We start from the raw sequence: 18,666 nt of genomic DNA, 5'->3' as shown, positions 1-18,666 counted from the left end.
TTCATAAGCGTATAGGAAAACTCTTAACGCTTGAAAAATTATGACCTATAATCCGAGTTTATCTCCACATATTTATGCCCTAAGTCGCACCCATAGCTTACATAGCGCCCTTCTCCGATACCTAAATCACAAAGAATTTTAAATTCTTGAGCCTCCATAGTTTTTGTGGCTTTTGCCTCGATTTCTTGCGTGAAAAGTATTGCGCCTCTGTCATACACGCACACGTCGCCAATCTCAATACGCAGATTCTCTTCTTTTGCACACACACCGCTTGCGCCGATAGTAGAAGCTATGCGCCCCCAATTTGGGTCGCGCCCAAAAAGCGCGGTTTTGACTAAAAGTGAGTTGCTAAGTGCTTTTGCGGCGATTTTTGCCTCGTTGTCATTTTGCGCGCCACACACTTCAAAGGCTACAACCCTGCTCGCACCCTCTCCATCGCGCACTATATCAAGTGCGAGTTTGTGTGTAAGCAAATCCAGCGCACACTTAAAAGCCTCTTTGTCATACGCGCCACTTTTGCCATTACTTAGTAAAAATACAGAATCATTTGTACTCATATCGCCATCAACACTTATGGCATCAAAATTTTTCTTTGCAATGCCTTGAAGCAGTTCCTCGCAATCCTCTTTAGGAATAGCAGAATCTGTGGTGATAAAACAAAGCATTGTTGCAAGGCTTGGGGCTATCATTCCAGCACCTTTTGCCATTGCACCGATATGAAAAGATTCTCCATTTTGTAAAATCACTTTAAAAGCGACTTCCTTGCTAAAAGCATCAGTGGTTCTAATTGCGTCGCTCGCACGCAGGTGGGAATCTGGATCTAAATTTTCAAGGCGGATTTTTTCAAAACTCTGTATAATTTTCTCTTTTGGCAAACGCACGCCGATAACGCCTGTGCTTGACATAATGGGATTTTTTAGCCCAAAACGCGCGCTTAAGTTTTTTAGAATCTCGCAAATATCTTCCACGCCGTCTTTTCCTGTCATTGCGTTAGCGTTTTTTGTAGTGATAAGAATGAAGTTAGATTCCACTTCTTTGTCTTGCTTTTTGGCATCCTTTTGCACGCATTTTTTAAAATGCACAATTGGCGCAGCAGCGAAAGTGTTGCTTGTGAAAAGCGCGCTTACTTTAAAGCCCTCTTTGGCGTAAATGTAGGCAATATCTAGCGCGTTGTCTTTTTTTAACCCAGCGCTTATGCCTTCTGTCACAAAGCCCTCACTCGCGCTCACACCCCCCTTTATGGGATAAATTTCAAAAGTTTGAGAATCTTGCATTTTTAAGCCTTTTTTTCTAAATTTTGCCACTCAAGTTGCGTGCTCGCGTGAATCACCATAGAAGTGGCTTACACATAATCCACTTCTTTTGGCTTGCTTTTGCGCATAATAAGACGTTTTGTCATTCTTATGCCTTCTGAGGTGCCGATAACTAGCATTTTACATTCACTTGTGACGACCACATCGCCATTTGGCATATTGATTTGCTTGCCATCTTTTTGCGTGATTGCTACGACAGAGACATTTGTCACATCTCGGAAATGCGAGTCTTTAAGCTTACGCAACACAAGCCAACTATAACGAGGCACAATGATTTCCTCTAAGTCAAGTTGCGTATCGCGCTTATAGAGAAATTGCTCAAGCAAGTTTTCCATATCCGGGCGGATTGCCATAGCAGAAATTCTTTGCGCAAGGAGCTTAGAAGCAGAGACGACAAAATCACAACCTAACTTTTTAAGCTTATCTATCTCTTCTTGCGTGTTTGCGTTGGCAATAACATAATAAGGGCGACGCCCCAGCTCTTTTTCAAAAAGCCTTACACTTGCGATAAGCGCGATATTTTCAGCAATATTTGATGAAAAAGTTACAATGCCTTTAGCAGAAGAGAGATGCGTTTTTAACATTGCAAGTTGTGTGTGAGGGTCTGCACTAATGTAGTAGGGGTATTTGTGTGCTTTTGCTTGCACTTCAAAATCTGGGCTATTATCCACGACGACAAAGGGGATTTGAGATTCTCTAAATTGCTTGCTAAGTTCAATTGTATGCTTATTTTGATAGCATATCACATAGTGATTGCGTAGTCTGCCAATCTTATAAATCATATTTTGCTCCTTAATGAGGTTTATAAGGTTGCTATTATTAAAAACGCTAATCGTAAAAGCTACGCTAAAAGTGATAACGCCCGCACCACACACCATAAGTATGGTAGTAAAAATAATGGTGATAGTGCCAAAGTCTTTTTCCCCAAGCGCACCAAAACCTGTATTCGTGAAAGTGTAAGTCGTCTGAAAAAACGCCTGCATTAAATCATAATCTTCTAAAACCAAATAGCCCAAAGTTCCCAAAATCACAAAAAATTGCAATAAAACTAAGGGGATTCTAAAAGGCTTTAGTTGCTGATATAACTCCGAGTTGAGGCTTATATCAGGCTTTGAGGGCTTGTCTTTTTTGCGAGGTTTCACCTTTATCAAGGCTAGATTCTACTTTAGGATTTTTTTCTCATTGTGCGGAGTGTGGAGGCAGCGACTTTGACGCGCACACTTGTGCCATCATCAAGCTTAATCCTAATTGTGCGCAAGTTCGGTAACGAGCGTCTTTTTGTTTTGTTGTTTGCGTGGCTTACATTGTTGCCTACCATTGGACCTTTACCGGTGAAAAAACATTTCCTTGCCATTATGTATCCTTAACAAAAAGATTGTGATTAAAAACCGCGGATTTTAGCAAAAAGTTTTACAAAACTACCTTAAAATGTGTTAAAAAGCGCATTAATTCTTCGCTTTCCGCGTTTGAAAATCTTGACGTGGAGAATTATGATATGGAGAATCTTGCAAAAAAAGATGTAATTTCTTGTATTCCTCTTTATTGAAATAGCGCCATTTACCACAAGGCAAGGCATTGAGTTTGCAAAATCCATAACTTACGCGCTTTAAGTCTAGTATCTCATAGCCAAATTGCGCGAAAAATCTGCGTAGCTCGCGATTTTTACCCTCATTCAAACTCACACGCAATTTTGGGAATCTTGGGCTGTCTTTAAGGATTGTTACTTCTGTAAATGGGCGCAAAATCATTTCTTTTTGTGTGGTTTTTGGGTGTGCGCCTTTGATGTTTGTGAGCGTTATTGGCGCGCTAGATTCAAGCATTTCATTAAGAGAATTTAGCAATTTTTGACTTAGTGGCTTATCAAGTTTGAGATTATACACGCGCTCTAAATTTGCGTTGCTTAGCGTATGTATAAGCATTTTGTTGTCGCTTAAAATTAAAAGTCCCTCGCTTGCAAAATCAAGTCTTCCCACATAGCTAAAACCCCTAAATTTAGAATCCAAACTCTCATAAATCGTGCGTCTGCCTAGCTCATCGCGCTTGCTGACAATCTCGCCCTTTGGCTTGTGATAAATAATCGCGGTGTAATTATGCGAGGGTTTTAAAAGTTTGCCATCGATAAAGATCTTATCAGATTCACTAAATTTGCTTTGCAAAGCGGCTTTTGTGCGTCCTATACGCACGCGCCCAGATTCTATCAGTGTATCAGCCTCACGTCGGGAAAATTGAGAATTGTGAGCGATAAATTGATTTAAACGCATAGTTTGTAAATACACGCTACCTGCGCGCAAAGTCATCTTCTAAGCGCACAATATCATCTTCGCCTAGATATTCGCCCATTTGCACCTCGATTAACACAAGTGGGATTTTACCCGGATTTTCTAGCCTGTGTGTCTCACCCATAGGAATATAGGTTGATTGATTGGCTTTCAAAAAAAGCTCTTTTTGTCCAATGGTGACAATCGCACTCCCGCTTACAACAATCCAATGCTCATTTCTATGAAAATGCTTCTGCAAACTAAGGCGCTTGCGTGGTTTGACGACAATTTGTTTGATTTTGTAATTGCTAGATTCTAAAAGCACACTATAAGTCCCCCACGGGCGGTGTGCGGTGTTGTGAATCTGTGTAAGCTCGGGGTGAGAGGTTTTTAAAATATTTACAACTTCTTTAATGCGCTGTGTTTGGCTAAGTGGCGCAATTAGCGTGCAATCCCCACTATCAATAATCGCTAGATTTTCCACACCGATAGTGGCTACGAGCTTTTGTGAGATAACAAAGTTATTATGAGAATCTAGCGCGATTAAATCACTTTTATGCGCGTTTCCTTGAGAGTCTTCTTGCCATTCTTTTTTGAGTGCTTCAAAGCCCCCGACATCATTCCATATGAAATCCCCATCCACACATGCTACCTTTGTGCTTTTTTCCATTAACGCATAATCAATGCTAATCTCTTCAATCTCTTCGCTTACATTTGGCAGTAAGCGCAGGATTTGAGAATCCTTGTTTTGAGAATCTGCACTTTTAGAATCTTTTTGTGCGCGGAAAGCATTTTGCTCTTTGCTTAAAATATACGCTTTTTTGCACGCGTTATAAAGCTCTGGTGCGTGCGTTTCTAGCTCTCTTAAAAAGACATTTGCCTTGAAGCAAAACATTCCGCTATTCCAAAAATAATTTTTAGATTCTAGATATTTTTGAGCATTTTCTTTATTTGGTTTTTCGACAAACTGCTCGACAATGCCGTCTTTTGCTTTTATGTAGCCATAGCCCGTATGCGCGGAATCTGGCTTAATCCCAAAAGTCACCAAAAAACCCTTAGCGCTTAGTTCTAGTGCCTTTTGAATACACGCGACATAGGCTTGCTGATTGCTAATTAAATGGTCACTTGGCAGGGCTAAAATTATCTCATCTTCGTCAATTTCAAAGGCATTGAGTGCGGCAAAGCAAAGTGCTGGTGCGGTATTTTTCGCCACAGATTCTAAGAGAAAAGAATTTATGGTAATCCCTACTTGATTAGCAATATCTTGTGCTAGAAAAAAGTGCTTATCATTAGTAATCACGCTAAAACGCGCATTATGGCTTTGGCAAAAATCTGCATTGCGCAAAAGTGTTTTAGCAAAAAGGCTTGAAGTTTCCTCGCTTGCAGTAGATGCGAGATAGGGATTTTGGTTAGAATCCTGCTTTTGTGGCGGGAGGATTGGGGCAAATTGCTTTGGTAAAAGCTCGCGTGATAAGGGCCAAAGTCTTGTGCCAGAGCCACCACAAAGTATGCTAATTGTCATAAAAACTCCTTATAAAATTTTTAACTAAACTGCAAATTTGCGACCAATCGCACCATTATAGGCTAAATTGCAAAAAGTTGCAAACCTAAATCTATTCATAAAAACTTGAGGTTAGTTTTTTACAATGTGCGTTTTCAGCTTGACATATTGCATTGTGGCGTGATAGATTCCCACTTCCAAAATTTTAATCCAAAATTAAAATAAAAATCTGAGAAACACAAGGGGTAAATATGAAAAAAATAGCAGTAGTGTTTTTAGGTTGTTGGTTGTTGTTTTTAGAAAATCTTAGCGGTGTGGGTGAAAATGACAACACAAAACCGCTTTCTTTTTTCTTCAATGGTGGCGTGCAACAATATTCATATAAGGAGTTTGCTCCGCAGGAAGAAGGCGGTGGGAAGCTTATGGAGATTTCTGGTATGTTTTGGGGTGTGAATGCTGGAGCAAGCTTACAGTATGAATGGGTAGAGCAGATGATTAAAGTTGGCTATTTTCAAAGTCTTAACACAAAATATGATGGCAGAATCCAAAACGGAGACCCATATAGCAGTCCATCAAAAGATTATTATTTTTTGGGTGAATATCATATTTTGCCCTATGTTTTTAAAAGCGATGTTTTTGTTCTTAAGGCAGATTTGGGATTAGGGTATCGTTTTTTGCATAATCTTGTCCAAAATTCTTATCGTAGAAGTCAGCACTATGCGTATTTTGTAGCAGGATTGAATGGAGAAAAATTATTGAGTAAATATTTGGCAGTTTTTACGAAATTGCATTATGTTGGCTTGATTAAGGGGTGGCATAAGACTTTTTTAACCGATATTGAATATGATAGGGATTTGAATCTTACGCAAGAATTTGGACGTGGGTATAGAATCGAGTTTGGATTAAAACGTTTTTTAGCGCACTCTATGGTGCTAGAACTCTCTTTGTATTATGAATTTTGGAATATAGGCGATTCTAATTTTGCATACGCGACAAAAAATAATGCCTCTACTCGCTTTTATGAGCCACGTAACCACACAAATGTTTATGGAGTGCAGCTTGGAATGAGATTTTAAAGACTTTGTGGCTTGATTTATTTCAATGCTAAAATCCCTGATTTTATGCCTCAATATAAGCTTATCGGCTCAGAATTCTCCATTTTAGTATGGCAGAGTTTGACTCAAAAAGTTAGTTGGCTATACAGGAGGACTTGATGAAAAGATCTTTTTGCTAAATTTTAGAGGGAATGGCGTTTCAAAGATTAATTTTATAAATTCTATAACTAACAATCTCAAAGAAGTATCTTATGAATATGCTATGAATGGAGTATCCTTAGAGGTTGTAAGTTATAATACATTAGAGATTATGTTTTAAAAAAGGTTTGTCGGTGTTGAGAATCTGTGTGGCTATGTTTTTAGGCTTTTGTGCGTGTTTTGGTGAGGGAGTTGGGACATATGCACTTAGTCTTTTTGGCGCGCCAAAATATCCAAAAACTTTCACACATTTTGATTATGTAAATCCAAATGCCCCAAAGGGCGGGATTCTCAAAAGCTATGAGCTAGGAGATTTTAACTCGCTAAATCCTTTTATCCAAAAAGGCAATCCTGCTTCAAATCTCGACATTCTCGTGTATGACACGCTCGGCGTTGGTGCGCTTGATGAGAGTGCGACAGAATATGGACTTGTGGCTAAGGAATTTATCAAAGATCCGCAGGGTTATTTTTTGGAATGTGTGATTGATGAGCGTGCGCGCTTTAGCGATGGTGTGGCAGTGAGTGCAGAAGATGTGAAGTTTAGCTTTGATACCTTGATACAATTAGGCAGGCTTGAATACCAGCGCTATTACGCAGATGTTAAAGAAGTGCAGGTTCTAGATTCTAAACGCGTGCGCTTTGTGTTTAAAACAAATGAAAATTCCGAGCTAGCACTTATTCTTTCTCAACTTCCAATCCTACCAAAGCATATTTTTTATAAAAATGGTAAAAATACTTTTGGTGCAGATTCTCTTATGCTTCCTATTGGCAGTGGCGCATATAGCGTGGATTCTTATGAGATTGGGCGCAAGATTGTGTATAAGAGAAATCCAAATTATTGGGCGCGAAATCACCCCACGCGCAAAGGATTTTTTAACTTTGACACCATTATCATTGAATACTACAAAGATTCTGTTGTTGCGCAAGCGGCGTTTATAGGTGGCGCGTATGATTGGCGCGTGGAGTCAAGTGCGAAAGTATGGGCGAAAGACTATCAAACAAATAAGCAGGAGCTTTTAAGTAAAATTATTATCCCAAACAAGCTTCCTAGCACATTACAGGGATTTTTTTTCAATACAAAACAGCAATTTTTCAAGGATAAACGTGTGCGCGAGGCGATTTTTTATGCCTTTGATTTTGAATGGAGCAATGCGCATTTATTTTTCAATCAGTATGAACGCACGATAAATATTTTTGATAATTCTCGCTTTGCCTCAAGTGGAATCCCAAAAGGAGCAGAACGCGAGATTTTGCAAAAATTGCCACTTGATGATGAGCGGATTTTAAATTATGCTTACCTTATTCCGCGTACAGATTTAGCACTGCCACAAAATATAGAATCTGGCTATGTGGATTGGGAAGGTGTGAGGCATAAGCCAAACAAGGCGCTTTTAGCTCAAGATCGCAGGGAAAATCTCAAATACGCTGCAAAGCTACTAAAGCAAGCGGGCTTTGTGTTTAAAGATGGCGTGTTGGTGGATTCCCAAAATCGCCCATTAGAATTTGAGATTCTCATTAATTATGAAGCATTTGAGCGCATTTGTTTGCCTTTTATTGAAAATCTTAAAATTCTTGGAATCCGCGCTACGCTTACAAAAGTCGATGATATACAATACACAAACCGCTTAAGGGATTTTAAGTACGATATGGTTATTGAGCTTGTGGGGCAAAGTCTCAATCCGGGGAATGAACAACGTTTTTATTGGGGAAGTGAGGCGGCGCAAAAAAGTGGCGGGCGCAATTATGCGCGTATTGATGAAAAAAATGTCGATGCGCTTATACAAGGACTTATTAATGCGCGCAATGAGGAGGAAAAAGAAGCCTATGGGCGCGCGCTTGATAGAATCTTGCTTTGGGGGTTTTATGTTATTCCGCATTTTCACGCGCAAGGCTATCGCGTGGCGTTTTGGAATGATAGAATCGCTATGCCACAAAATACGCCAATGTATGGCTTTAGCCCATATTTGTGGTGGGCGAAATAAGGGTGAGTTTTAGAAAAATTTTGACTAATAAGCTTTTTAGTTTATTCAAGCTACAATGCGCGCGCTTAATTTTTACAAAAACTTAGGGTGGTGTATGCGAGCGAGTTTTGGTAGTCAATTTACCTATATTCTTACCATTGCTGGGGCGACTATTGGTTTTGGTGCGATTTGGCGTTTTCCATATTTGGTGTGGGAAAATGGCGGTGGCGCGTATGTGTTGCTTTTTTGCATTGCGATGCTTTTAATTGGAATCCCTATGATTTTGGTAGAAAATGTCATCGGCAGACGCACACATTGTAATAGCATTGATTGCTTTAGCGGTAGTGTGAATGGCAAAAAAATCCCTAAATTTTGGAAAATTACGGGGATTTTGGGCGCGCTTGGCTCATTTGGGATTATGGCGTTTTATATGGTGCTAGCGGGCAGGGTTATGAGTTTTCTTGTGGGGATTTTGGGCGGTGGGCTTGATATGTCAAGTCCGCTAAACTTGGAACAAACACAAACTTTTTATATGCAAAATGTAGAAAACGCACCTTTGCGCGTGGCATTTTTTACCGCGCTTTTTGTTGGAGTGAATTGGTTTATTTTAGCGCGTGGTGTGATTGGTGGAATTGAGCGCGTGGCAAGCTTTTTGATGCCATTGCTTTTTTTGTTTTTTGCACTTATCATCGTGCGTAACCTCACGCTTGAAGGTGCGATGGAAGGTATAAGATTTTATCTTTATCCAGATTTTAGCAAGCTAAGTGCAAGGCTTTTTATCGAGGTGTTGGGGCAGGTGTTTTTTGCGCTTTCCCTTGGCTTTGGCGTAGTGATTACACTTTCGTCATTTTTGAATAAAAAAGAGCATTTGCTAAAAGTCGCAAGCCTTACAGGCGTGATAAATACGCTTATTGCGCTGTTGGCTGGATTTATGATTTTTCCAGCGATTTATAGTGTTGGTGGGACGCCAGATTTTGGCGCAGATTTGGTGTTTAAGTCATTGCCTATTGCTTTTTCACAAATGCACTTTGGCGTAATTGTGGCGGTTGGATTCTTTTTGTTATTGCTTATTGCTGCGCTTACGACGACATTGCCTATTTATGAAGTCATCATTACTATTTTGCAAGAAAAGTTTAACTTTTCGCGTCAAAAGAGCATTGCTATCACGCTTTTAGGAATCTTTGTGCTTGGAAATATCCCCTGTGTGCTAAAACAAGATGTTTTTGATAGTTTTAATTGGGTAAGTGGGAATATTCTTTTTGTGCTAACAGGGCTTTTGTGCGCGCTGTTTGTTGGGTGGATTCTCAAAGGTGAGGCAAAACGCGAGCTTAGCAATGATAAGGATATAAGAAGCGTATTTGTGGGAATCTGGTTTTATTATGTGAAATTTATCGTGCCACTAGTTATTGTAGCGATTTTTGTGAGCAACTTCATTTTTTGAAAACGTGCATAAATTTGTGAACTGTAAATTTAAGGAGGAATGAATGAACTTTGGCATTGTATTTGGTGGAGCGAGTTTTGAGCACGAGATAAGCATTGTAAGTGCGATTGCACTACAAAAGGTGCTAAAAAATGAGCTTGTTTTTATCTTTTTGGATTCTGAGCATAAATTTTATTTGATAGATTCTAACAATATGAAAGCCTCATTTTTTGCAAAAGGCTTGTATAAGCAATGCCCCGAGCTTTCTTTGGGGATTGGAGGATTTTATGAGATTAAGGGATTTTTTAAGCGCAAAAGTTTATTAAAAATCCATACATTTTATAGCCTTATACACGGTGCAGACGGGGAAGATGGCACACTTAGTGCGCTTTTTGATTTTTATAAAATCTTTTATATCGCCCCACGCGTCGAAGCGTGCGTGTTGAGTTTTGATAAGGCTTTGACAAAGCTTTATGCCACTTCGCGCGGTGTGAAGGTGCTAGAATATGAAGTGCTAAACCAAAGCACGAGAAAAAATCTCAAACAAAATTTCCCGCTTATTTTGAAGCCAGCACGACTTGGAAGTTCCATTGGTGTGAATATCGTAAGAGAATCTAAAGAGCTAAATTATGCACTAGATTCTGCATTTGAGTATGATGAAAATGTCGTGGTGGAGGCTTTTATAGAAAATGTGAAAGAATATAATTTGGCAGGCTGCAAGATTAAGGATGAATTTATTTTTTCACTTGTGGAGGAGCCAAAGAAAAATGAGATACTAGATTTTGAAAATAAATATTTAGATTTTTCACGTACGCAAAGTTTGCAAAGAGCTGAAATTTCGCAAAATTTGCAAAATGCGTTGCAAGAGAATTTTGTAAAAATTTATGAAAATATGTTTGAAGGTGCGATTGTGCGCTGTGATTTTTTTGTGATAAATGATGAGGTGTATTTGAATGAGATTAACCCGATTCCGGGCTCTGGGGCGAATTATTTGTTTGAAAATTTTGAAAAAGTGCTAGAAAATCTTGCGTGCAATCTCCCTAAGAAAAAACCAATCAAGGTGAATTATTCTTATATTGAGCAAATCACGCGCGCTAAGGGCAAATAAGTGGCGCTCAAAGAAATTATTTATCAAAATACGCGCTTTGGGTTAAGCTATAATTTTTTAAATCTCTCAATTCCTAACCCAAAAGGCGTGCTTGTGTTTTTGCACGGCTGGGGAAGCAATAAGGAATTGATGAAGCTTAGCTTTGAAAAAGCCTTTGCGGAGTTTATACATCTTTATGTTGATTTGCCCGGATTTGGCGCGAGTGCGTGCGAGGTGGTGTTATTTACAAAAGATTATGCACAGATTCTCAAACTTTTTTTTAACGAGCTAAAGGTGCAAAATGAGGCGCTAGATTCATTGGAATGGATTATGCTAGGACATAGTTTTGGTGGGAAAGTCGCTACGCTTTTGGCGGAGGAAAAGCTTATTTTGCTAAGTTCGGCGGGCATTGTGAGGAAAAAATCTTTACTCGTGCGCACAAAAATTTTGTTTGCAAAAATCGCAAAAAAACTTGGCATTAGTGCAAAAGCCTTGCGTGCAAAAGATAGCGTGGGACTAAATGAAGCAATGTATCAAACTTTTAAAAATGTAGTAGATGAGGACTTTAGCGCGGAATTTCGCGCGTGTAAGGCGAAGACATTTATTTTTTGGGGCAAAGAAGATAGCGCGACACCGCTAGATTCTGGAATGAAAATCGCGGAATTAATGCAAAATTGCTTTTTTTTGCCATTGCCCGGGGATCATTACTTTTTTATGAATCAAGCACAAAAGATAGAGGAGCAGTATATGCAAGAACAGACACAGAAAAACACACAAAATAAAGAGTTAATAAAGCATTTTCTTATCTTTGGAAAAGTGCAAGGAGTAGGCTATCGCAAGTATGCAAAGTATAAGGCAGACCAAATTGGAGTTTTTGGTAGCGCACAGAATCTAAATGATGGCAGTGTGGAAGTATGGGCGCAAGGGAGCGAAAAATTGCTAAAAAAATATCTTATTTTTCTAAAAAGAGGGTCAGAACGCGCCGTGGTTGAACGCGTGCAAGAAGTCAAAAGAATAGAGGTTAAAAAAATAGAGACGCAATCCCAACCACAAAAAAGATTTGAAAAATTTACTATCATAAAGTGAGGAATAATGAATATACAAGATTTTTTAAGCATTATCGCGCGGTTTTTGTTGGTTTTTGAATTTGCGTATTATCTCATCACATTGTTGCAGTGGTATAATTACAGCTTTTATAGAATCCTTTTTATGCACCATAAATTTATGTGGCATATTTGGTATTTTGTCTTGCCGCTTGTGGCGTTTATTACGTTGTATTTGCTGGAACTTAAGGAATACACACTGATTATAGCGGTGACGTTGTTAGTCGCGCTTATTTTTTGGCGGCTTAAGCAAGATAAGCCATTGAAATTCACAAAGCGCGTGTGGCGATTTTTTGCGCTTACGCTTACCTTTGTGCTTTTAGATGAGGTTTTTACACTTGTCTTTAATGTGGATAATGTTTTTATGCATATTTTATCGCTCGTTTTTGCCTTGGCAATTTCTTATGCGTATGAAGCGGTGCTTTTAAAGCAATACACGCAAATTGCAAAAGATAAGCTTGATTGTATGAGTAGGCTTACTATCATAAGTATTACCGCAAGCTTTGGTAAAACAAGCATCAAAAACTATCTTGCACAGATTCTAAATGCGCACTTTAGCGTTTATGCCACGCCTAGGAGTGTTAATACTTTGCGTGGGATTGTGGTTGATGTGAATGAAAATCTTGAGTATAGCACGGATATTTATATCACTGAAGCAGGCGCGCGACTAAAGGGCGATATTGATGAAATTGCGCAGTTTTTGAATCCGCAATATGCCCTCATCGGCGAAGTTGGCGCGCAACATTTGGAGTATTTTAAAACACTAGAAAATATCACAAATACAAAGTTTGAATTACTCAATTCTAATCGCTTGAAAAAAGCCTTTGTTTTCAAAGAAAATGCCCTGCCAAAAGGGCTAGATTCTGAAAAAAAAGCGCTTTTGTGTTTTTATCCAAATGAATGCAGAAACATCAATGCCACATTAGAAGGCACGAGTTTTGAGCTAAAAATCGCTGGTGAATGGCATGCGTTTCAAACGCAGATTTTGGGTGCATTTAATGTCTATAATATTGCAGCAGCAGTGAGTGTCGCGCTTGAGCTTGGGATAAAAATCCAAGATATTATTAACGCTGTGGCACGCTTTGAGCCTACTGCGCATAGATTACAAAAAATCATCACAAATCAAAAAGTCATTTTAGATGATAGCTTTAATGGGAATCTTAAAGGTATGCTTGAATCTGTGCGCCTTGCCTCACTCTATCCCGGGCGTAAGATTATCGTTACTCCGGGAATCGTAGAATCTACGCGCGAGGCAAATATCGAGTTAGCACGAAGCATTGACAAAGTCTTTGATATTGTCATTATCACAGGCGCGCTGAATGCAAGCATTTTCCGTGAAAATATCAAAAACGCGCAAAAGATTTTCTTGCAAACTAAAGATTTTTTAGAATCTATGCTTAAAGCTTGCACGAAACCAAATGATTTAATTCTCTTCAGCAATGATGCGCCAAGCTTTATTTAAAGCGTCAAAAAAGGAAGAATATGCAAAAAGCTGGAATCATCGGTGTGAGTGGCTACACGGGCGCGGAATTAGTGAGAATCTTGCATTCTCACCCAAAGTTTGAAATCACCTATCTTGCAAACACGCAAGGAGGTATGAAGCTTTGTGAAATCCACCCGCAGTTTTTTGGAATCTTAAATGATGAAGTGCGAAAGGCTGATGTGAGGCAAGCTTGTCAAAAATGCGATATTCTCTTTCTTGCACTTCCGCATAAAAGCGCAATGGAGTTTGTCAAAGAAATTTATGAGTGCATAGATTCTGATAAAATCCCAAAAATCATAGATTTATCCGCGGATTATCGCTTAAGCTTAACGCATTATGAGCGCGCTTATTGTGCGCATATGGATAAAGAGAATCTAAAAAGCGCGGTGTATGGGCTACCAGAATATGCGCGGGATTCTATCAAAAGTGCTAAGCTTGTCGCAAATCCGGGCTGTTATCCGACTGCAAGTCTTTTGGCGTTATTGCCATTTTTGCCCTATATCCAAAAAGAGGGTATTTTCATCGATGCAAAAAGTGGCGTAAGTGGCGCAGGTAAGAAGCTAACCGATGATACGCATTTCCCAAATATTAATGAAAATCTCTTCGCCTATTCGCCTCTAGCTCATCGTCATCAAATTGAGATTGAAGAGAAATGCGCGAAATTTGGGGGAATTGAAAATCTGCAAGTGCATTTTGTCCCGCATTTAAGCCCGCTTACGCGCGGAATGCTTGCAAGTGTGTTTGCAACGTTAAAAAGTGAAGTAGGGGAGGATTTTGAACCTTTAGAAATTTTACGTGCGCATTACAAAAATAGTCAATTTGTGAGAATCTGCACCACACCGCCACGCATTAGCAATGTGCGCGGAAGCAATATGTGCGATATTTTTGCGCTTAGACGCGGGCGTGGGCTTTTTATCAATAGCGCAATTGATAATCTTTTGCGTGGGGCAAGCTCACAAGCGGTGGTAAATGCGAACTTAATGTGTGGCTTTGATGAGGATTGTGGGATACCAAAAGTGGGAATCTAGCGTGCAAAAGATTATAAGGCGAATTTGAAAGCAGAGCGGGGATTGTAAGGCGTGGAAATGGAGCAAGTAATTATCGCAAATGATGCGCTTTTTGTGGCGGATTCTCACTGGGGAGGTAGCGACGCGCACGCAAAAAAATCTAGCAAAGCACTTTTAGCGCTCTTAGATTCTACAAATGCTTCGCAAGTGTTTTTGATGGGTGATATTGCGCAGGTTTTGGTGGGGAATCTCAAAAAAAGCAAGGATTCAAACTGCGCACTTTTAGAATCTGTGCGTGCTTTGAGCGAGCGAGCGGAGGTTTTTTGGTTTGAAGGAAACCACGATTTTGGCTTGCGCTATTTGGATTTACCAAATGTGCATATTATCTCGCGCTCACAACAGCCATTGCTTGCAGAGTTTAATGGAAAAAGTGTGAGTTTGGCACACGGAGATTTGTTTTTGAATTTCAAATATAAATTTTACATTGGCGTGCTAAATTCTAGTTTTGGGCTGTGGTGTGTCAAAATTGCTGATATTTTGACAAAAGGCAAGCTGTATGAGAATCTAGAGAGAAAAATCTTGCAAAAAAAAGTACGTGATTTTGAGGTGGATTCACAAAAATGCGAGGAATTTTGCAAAAAAAGATTGCTTGCGTATAAAAAATTTTTCTCTCGCAAATATTGTAAAATGCTAGAAATGACCCCAAAAATCATCATAGAAGGACATTTTCATTTAGATGCGAGATTTACAAAAGGGGAGATTTTGTATATTTGTTTGCCTTCCTTTTATATAAATGGAAGTATTTTTGCATTACAATAGGTATCTTTGAGTGAGTTAGATTTATTTTTTTTAGGAGTGAGAATGTCTCTAAATGAGAGAAAAGATCTTTCAAAAATCGCCACAAACGAAATGCAGCTCGTGGATTTCAGAATCTTTGAGATACGAGAGGAAATCTATGAGGGCATTTATGGAATCAATGTCGCTAAGGTGGAGGGGATTGTCGAGTTTCCAAACCATATTTTCGATTTGCCCGCTGCGCCGGATTATGTGCTTGGGACTTTTGATTTGCGCGGTGAGATTGTGCCTTTGGTGGATTTAGCTACTTGGATGCGCGTGCAGACTGATCCTAGCAAAAACAAAAGTCGCAAAGTCATCGTAACCGTGTTTAATAATATTAAGGTTGGCTTTATAATCCACGAGGCGCGTCGCATTCGGCGTATTAGCTGGAAGGATATTGAGGGCGCGGTTTTTGGCGGAGATGATAACCAAAGGGGCAAAATCACAGGCACTACAAGGATTGAAGACAATAAAACATTGCTTATTTTGGATTTAGAGAGCATTATTAATGATTTAAATTTCTACGACCCGATGAAGACACTGCTAAATGATGATGGAAGTAAAAAAGAGATTCCAAAATTTGAAGGTAAAGTGCTAATTTTAGACGATAGTCTTATCGCACGCAAGCTTTTGCGCACTTCGTTACGCAATGTGGGCTTTGAGATTGTGGAAGCAATCGATGGTGAAGATGGGATTGAAAAGCTAGAAAAGCTTTATGGCGAGTATGGAGACAAGTTGCGAGATCATCTTAAATTGGTTGTTTCAGATGTGGAAATGCCTAGGATGGATGGATTCCATTTTGCGGCGCAAATAAAGCAAGATGAGCGATTTTCTGGGATTCCAATTATTTTTAACTCCTCAATTTGTGATAAGTTGAGTGAAGAGAAAGGTAAAGAGTTGGGAGCAGATGCGTATTTGGTAAAATTTGACGCAGGATTATTTTATGATGAAATTTCTAGAATTTTATTGAAATAATTTGCTAAAATAACCAAATTATTTAATTTTAAACTCTGTAAAAGTGAGGTTTAGCAATGGACGATATGCAAGAGATAATGGAAGATTTCCTCATAGAGGCATTTGAGATGGTCGAACAGCTCGATCAAGACTTAGTCGAGCTTGAAAATAACCCAGAGGATTTGGAGCTTTTGAATAGAATCTTCCGCGTGGCACACACAATTAAAGGATCTAGTTCATTTTTAAATTTTGATATTCTTACAAGTTTGACGCATAACATGGAAGATGTTCTTAATAAAGCGCGTCGTGCAGAGCTAAAAATCACGCCAGATATTATGGATGTGGTGTTGCAGTCTGTGGATTTGATGAAAGCCTTGCTAAATGCGATTAGAGACAATGGCACAGACGCAAAGAGTGGCATTGACATTGCTGATACGGTAAAAAGATTGCAGGCTATTTCTTCGGGTGGTGCTGCACCAAGCCCAGAAAACGCACAAGAAACACAATCAGCGCAATCTACACCAGCAGCCTCAACAACAGAATCTTCAGCACCTGCGACAGATGCTACGAATCCGCTTGCTGATGAGCCGGATTTAGATTATTCTTCAATGAGCGGGGAGCAAGTAGAGGCTGAAATCGAGCGTTTGCTAAAAAAACGTCAAGAAGCAGATAAAGTGCGTAGAGAAGAGCTTAAAAAGCAAGGTATCACGCAAGATATTCAAGCCCCACACGCGCCAAGCGAGGAACCCGTAAAAACAGAAGCACCAAAACCAGCCTCACCAAAAGCTCCTGCTGGTGCAAGTGCAAAACCAGCGGGTGCGAAAAAAGATGATGGCAACACACCGGCAACAAATGTGGAACAAACCGTGCGTGTAGATGTGCGCCGTCTAGATCACTTAATGAATCTTATCGGGGAGCTTGTGCTGGGTAAAAACCGACTTATTAAAATTTATGGCGATGTGGAAGAGCGCTATGATGGGGAAAAATTCTTAGAAGAGCTCAATCAAGTGGTTTCTAGCATTTCATCAATTACAACTGACTTGCAACTTGCGGTGATGAAAACGCGTATGCAACCTATCGGTAAGGTGTTTAATAAATTCCCGCGTATGGTGCGCGACCTTTCTCGCGAGCTTAATAAGAGCATTGACCTTATCATTACAGGAGAAGAAACAGAGCTTGATAAATCCATTGTAGAGGAAATCGGCGACCCGCTAATTCACATTATTAGAAACTCTTGCGATCATGGTATAGAATCTCCAGAGGATAGAAAGCTCGCAGGTAAGCCAGCTACGGGCACTGTCCAGCTCAAAGCCTATAACGAGGGCAATCATATCGTGGTAGAAATCACAGATGATGGCAAGGGCTTAGATGCGCAAATGCTAAGGCAAAAGGCTGTGGAGAAGGGGCTTATTAGCGAACGCGAAGCTGATGCTATGAGCGATAAAGAGGCGTTTAATATCATCTTTAAGCCCGGATTTTCAACCGCTAAGACAATTACCAATGTCTCTGGGCGTGGTGTGGGAATGGATGTTGTAAAATCAAACATTGAAAAACTCAATGGTATCATTGAAATAGAATCTGAAAAGGGCGTAGGCACAACACAAAAGCTCAAAATCCCGCTCACTCTTGCGATTATTCAAGCCTTGCTTGTCGCAGCACAAGAGGAATACTACGCTATTCCGCTTTCATCTGTTATTGAAACAGTGCGTATCAGCCAAGATGAGATTTATGCAGTCGATGGCAAGAGTGTGCTAAGATTGCGTGATGAGGTGCTTTCACTCGTGCGCTTAGCGGATATTTTCAAGGTAGATTCTGTGCTAGAAGCGATGAATGAAGTGTATGTCGTTATTATCGGCTTGGCGGATCAGAAAATCGGCGTAATTGTGGATTATCTCATCGGACAAGAAGAAGTGGTGATTAAATCGCTTGGCTATTATCTCAAAGGTACAGAGGGCATCGCTGGTGCGACCGTAAGGGGTGATGGTAGAATCACACTCATCGTTGATGTTGCGGGTATGATGGAAATGGCAAAATGTGTTAAAGTTAGCATTAATAAACTCATCGATGAAGCAGAAACACAAAAGATAAAAAGTTCACCAAGTGATTATGTTGTGCTTGCAATTGATGATAGCAACACTGATAGAGCGATTATGAAAAAATGCTTGAAAAGCCTCGGCGTCACCGTGCTAGAAGCTAGCAATGGATTAGAAGGTTTAGATATTGTAAAAAATGGTGACAAACAGGTTGATGCGGTGCTTGTGGATATTGAAATGCCAAAAATGGACGGCTATACTTTCGCCTCTGAAGTGCGCAAATATAATAAATTTAAGAATCTGCCACTTATCGCGGTCACAAGTCGTAACAGCAAAACTGATAGAATGCGCGGGGTAGAATCTGGTATGACAGAATATATCACAAAGCCTTACACACCTGAATATCTCGCCAATGTGGTGAGACGCAATATCAACCTAAAAGAAGGGGAGTAGGAT

At 39.8% G+C, this 18,666-nt stretch carries 15 protein-coding genes and 1 pseudogene; 11 read left to right on the top strand and 5 right to left on the bottom strand.

Features of this window, described 5'->3' with window-relative positions; genetic code table 11:
• Positions 1–38: 38 nt before the first annotated feature.
• The 5 genes from argJ to A3217_RS06960 form a co-directional block, all read right to left on the bottom strand.
• The gene (gene argJ, locus A3217_RS06980) at positions 39–1,274 is read right to left on the bottom strand and encodes a bifunctional glutamate N-acetyltransferase/amino-acid acetyltransferase ArgJ (protein ID WP_066389142.1); all 1,236 of its coding nucleotides are present in this window, start codon (positions 1,272–1,274) and stop codon (positions 39–41) included.
• Between the two features lie 68 nt (positions 1,275–1,342).
• On the bottom strand, positions 1,343–2,461 hold the full coding sequence (locus A3217_RS06975) for a potassium channel family protein (protein WP_231860302.1): 1,119 nt from the start codon (positions 2,459–2,461) through the stop codon (positions 1,343–1,345).
• A gap of 17 nt (positions 2,462–2,478) precedes the next feature.
• Entirely contained in the window at positions 2,479–2,667 is a 189-nt protein-coding gene (gene rpmB, locus A3217_RS06970; protein WP_066389138.1) for a 50S ribosomal protein L28, read from the bottom strand.
• A gap of 91 nt (positions 2,668–2,758) precedes the next feature.
• Positions 2,759–3,574: a pseudouridine synthase gene (locus tag A3217_RS06965; RefSeq protein ID WP_066389787.1), complete on the bottom strand. Its 816-nt coding sequence runs from the start codon at positions 3,572–3,574 to the stop codon at positions 2,759–2,761.
• A gap of 16 nt (positions 3,575–3,590) precedes the next feature.
• Positions 3,591–5,093 (bottom strand): mannose-1-phosphate guanylyltransferase/mannose-6-phosphate isomerase, encoded by a 1,503-nt coding sequence (locus tag A3217_RS06960; RefSeq protein ID WP_066389136.1) that lies wholly within the window; start codon positions 5,091–5,093, stop codon positions 3,591–3,593.
• Between the two features lie 230 nt (positions 5,094–5,323).
• Here A3217_RS06960 and A3217_RS06955 point away from each other — a divergent pair, with 230 nt between their 5' ends.
• The 11 genes and pseudogenes from A3217_RS06955 (at position 5,324) to A3217_RS06910 (ending at position 18,663) form a co-directional block, all read left to right on the top strand.
• On the top strand, positions 5,324–6,148 hold the full coding sequence (locus A3217_RS06955) for a hypothetical protein (RefSeq protein ID WP_066389134.1): 825 nt from the start codon (positions 5,324–5,326) through the stop codon (positions 6,146–6,148).
• Between the two features lie 311 nt (positions 6,149–6,459).
• Complete coding sequence (locus A3217_RS06950; protein ID WP_231860222.1) at positions 6,460–8,307, top strand: extracellular solute-binding protein; 1,848 nt, start codon at positions 6,460–6,462, stop codon at positions 8,305–8,307.
• Positions 8,308–8,401: 94 nt separating this feature from the next.
• On the top strand, positions 8,402–9,727 hold the full coding sequence (locus A3217_RS06945) for a sodium-dependent transporter (RefSeq protein ID WP_066389133.1): 1,326 nt from the start codon (positions 8,402–8,404) through the stop codon (positions 9,725–9,727).
• A 43-nt stretch (positions 9,728–9,770) separates the two neighbouring features.
• The gene (locus A3217_RS06940) at positions 9,771–10,814 is read left to right on the top strand and encodes a D-alanine--D-alanine ligase (RefSeq protein WP_066389131.1); all 1,044 of its coding nucleotides are present in this window, start codon (positions 9,771–9,773) and stop codon (positions 10,812–10,814) included.
• Positions 10,815–11,555: pseudogene (locus A3217_RS06935) on the top strand (alpha/beta fold hydrolase); the annotation flags it as partial. It lies immediately after the preceding gene.
• Positions 11,541–11,879: an acylphosphatase gene (locus tag A3217_RS09460; RefSeq protein WP_231860301.1), complete on the top strand. Its 339-nt coding sequence runs from the start codon at positions 11,541–11,543 to the stop codon at positions 11,877–11,879. The pseudogene A3217_RS06935 and the gene A3217_RS09460, both read left to right, overlap by 15 nt.
• 6 nt (positions 11,880–11,885) lie before the next feature.
• Positions 11,886–13,358, top strand: coding sequence for a Mur ligase family protein (locus A3217_RS06930; protein ID WP_066389130.1), 1,473 nt, complete (start codon positions 11,886–11,888; stop codon positions 13,356–13,358).
• A 20-nt stretch (positions 13,359–13,378) separates the two neighbouring features.
• Positions 13,379–14,407 (top strand): N-acetyl-gamma-glutamyl-phosphate reductase, encoded by a 1,029-nt coding sequence (argC, locus tag A3217_RS06925; protein ID WP_066389129.1) that lies wholly within the window; start codon positions 13,379–13,381, stop codon positions 14,405–14,407.
• 57 nt (positions 14,408–14,464) lie between these two features.
• Positions 14,465–15,205, top strand: coding sequence for a metallophosphoesterase (locus A3217_RS06920; protein WP_066389128.1), 741 nt, complete (start codon positions 14,465–14,467; stop codon positions 15,203–15,205).
• 42 nt (positions 15,206–15,247) lie between these two features.
• Positions 15,248–16,198 carry a chemotaxis protein CheV gene (locus A3217_RS06915; RefSeq protein WP_066389127.1) on the top strand — a complete coding sequence of 317 codons (951 nt, stop codon included), beginning with the start codon at positions 15,248–15,250 and terminating at the stop codon, positions 16,196–16,198.
• Positions 16,199–16,254: 56 nt separating this feature from the next.
• Positions 16,255–18,663 (top strand): hybrid sensor histidine kinase/response regulator, encoded by a 2,409-nt coding sequence (locus A3217_RS06910; RefSeq protein WP_066389125.1) that lies wholly within the window; start codon positions 16,255–16,257, stop codon positions 18,661–18,663.
• Positions 18,664–18,666 lie beyond the last annotated feature (3 nt).

The organism is Helicobacter himalayensis, from assembly GCF_001602095.1.
GTDB lineage: Bacteria > Campylobacterota > Campylobacteria > Campylobacterales > Helicobacteraceae > Helicobacter_F > Helicobacter_F himalayensis.
This window is presented reverse-complemented; position numbering and strand designations above follow the sequence as displayed.

Excerpts from the sequence above, each read along its gene's own strand:
- argJ (WP_066389142.1), bottom strand. The coding sequence starts at position 1,274 with ATGCAAGATTCTCAAACTTTTGAAATTTATCCCATAAAGGGGGGTGTG.
- rpmB (WP_066389138.1), bottom strand. The coding sequence starts at position 2,667 with ATGGCAAGGAAATGTTTTTTCACCGGTAAAGGTCCAATGGTAGGCAAC.
- A3217_RS06965 (WP_066389787.1), bottom strand. The coding sequence starts at position 3,574 with ATGCGTTTAAATCAATTTATCGCTCACAATTCTCAATTTTCCCGACGT.
- A3217_RS06960 (WP_066389136.1), bottom strand. The coding sequence starts at position 5,093 with ATGACAATTAGCATACTTTGTGGTGGCTCTGGCACAAGACTTTGGCCC.
- A3217_RS06955 (WP_066389134.1), top strand. The coding sequence starts at position 5,324 with ATGAAAAAAATAGCAGTAGTGTTTTTAGGTTGTTGGTTGTTGTTTTTA.
- A3217_RS06945 (WP_066389133.1), top strand. The coding sequence starts at position 8,402 with ATGCGAGCGAGTTTTGGTAGTCAATTTACCTATATTCTTACCATTGCT.
- A3217_RS06940 (WP_066389131.1), top strand. The coding sequence starts at position 9,771 with ATGAACTTTGGCATTGTATTTGGTGGAGCGAGTTTTGAGCACGAGATA.
- A3217_RS09460 (WP_231860301.1), top strand. The coding sequence starts at position 11,541 with ATGCAAGAACAGACACAGAAAAACACACAAAATAAAGAGTTAATAAAG.
- A3217_RS06930 (WP_066389130.1), top strand. The coding sequence starts at position 11,886 with ATGAATATACAAGATTTTTTAAGCATTATCGCGCGGTTTTTGTTGGTT.
- argC (WP_066389129.1), top strand. The coding sequence starts at position 13,379 with ATGCAAAAAGCTGGAATCATCGGTGTGAGTGGCTACACGGGCGCGGAA.
- A3217_RS06920 (WP_066389128.1), top strand. The coding sequence starts at position 14,465 with ATGGAGCAAGTAATTATCGCAAATGATGCGCTTTTTGTGGCGGATTCT.
- A3217_RS06915 (WP_066389127.1), top strand. The coding sequence starts at position 15,248 with ATGTCTCTAAATGAGAGAAAAGATCTTTCAAAAATCGCCACAAACGAA.
- A3217_RS06910 (WP_066389125.1), top strand. The coding sequence starts at position 16,255 with ATGGACGATATGCAAGAGATAATGGAAGATTTCCTCATAGAGGCATTT.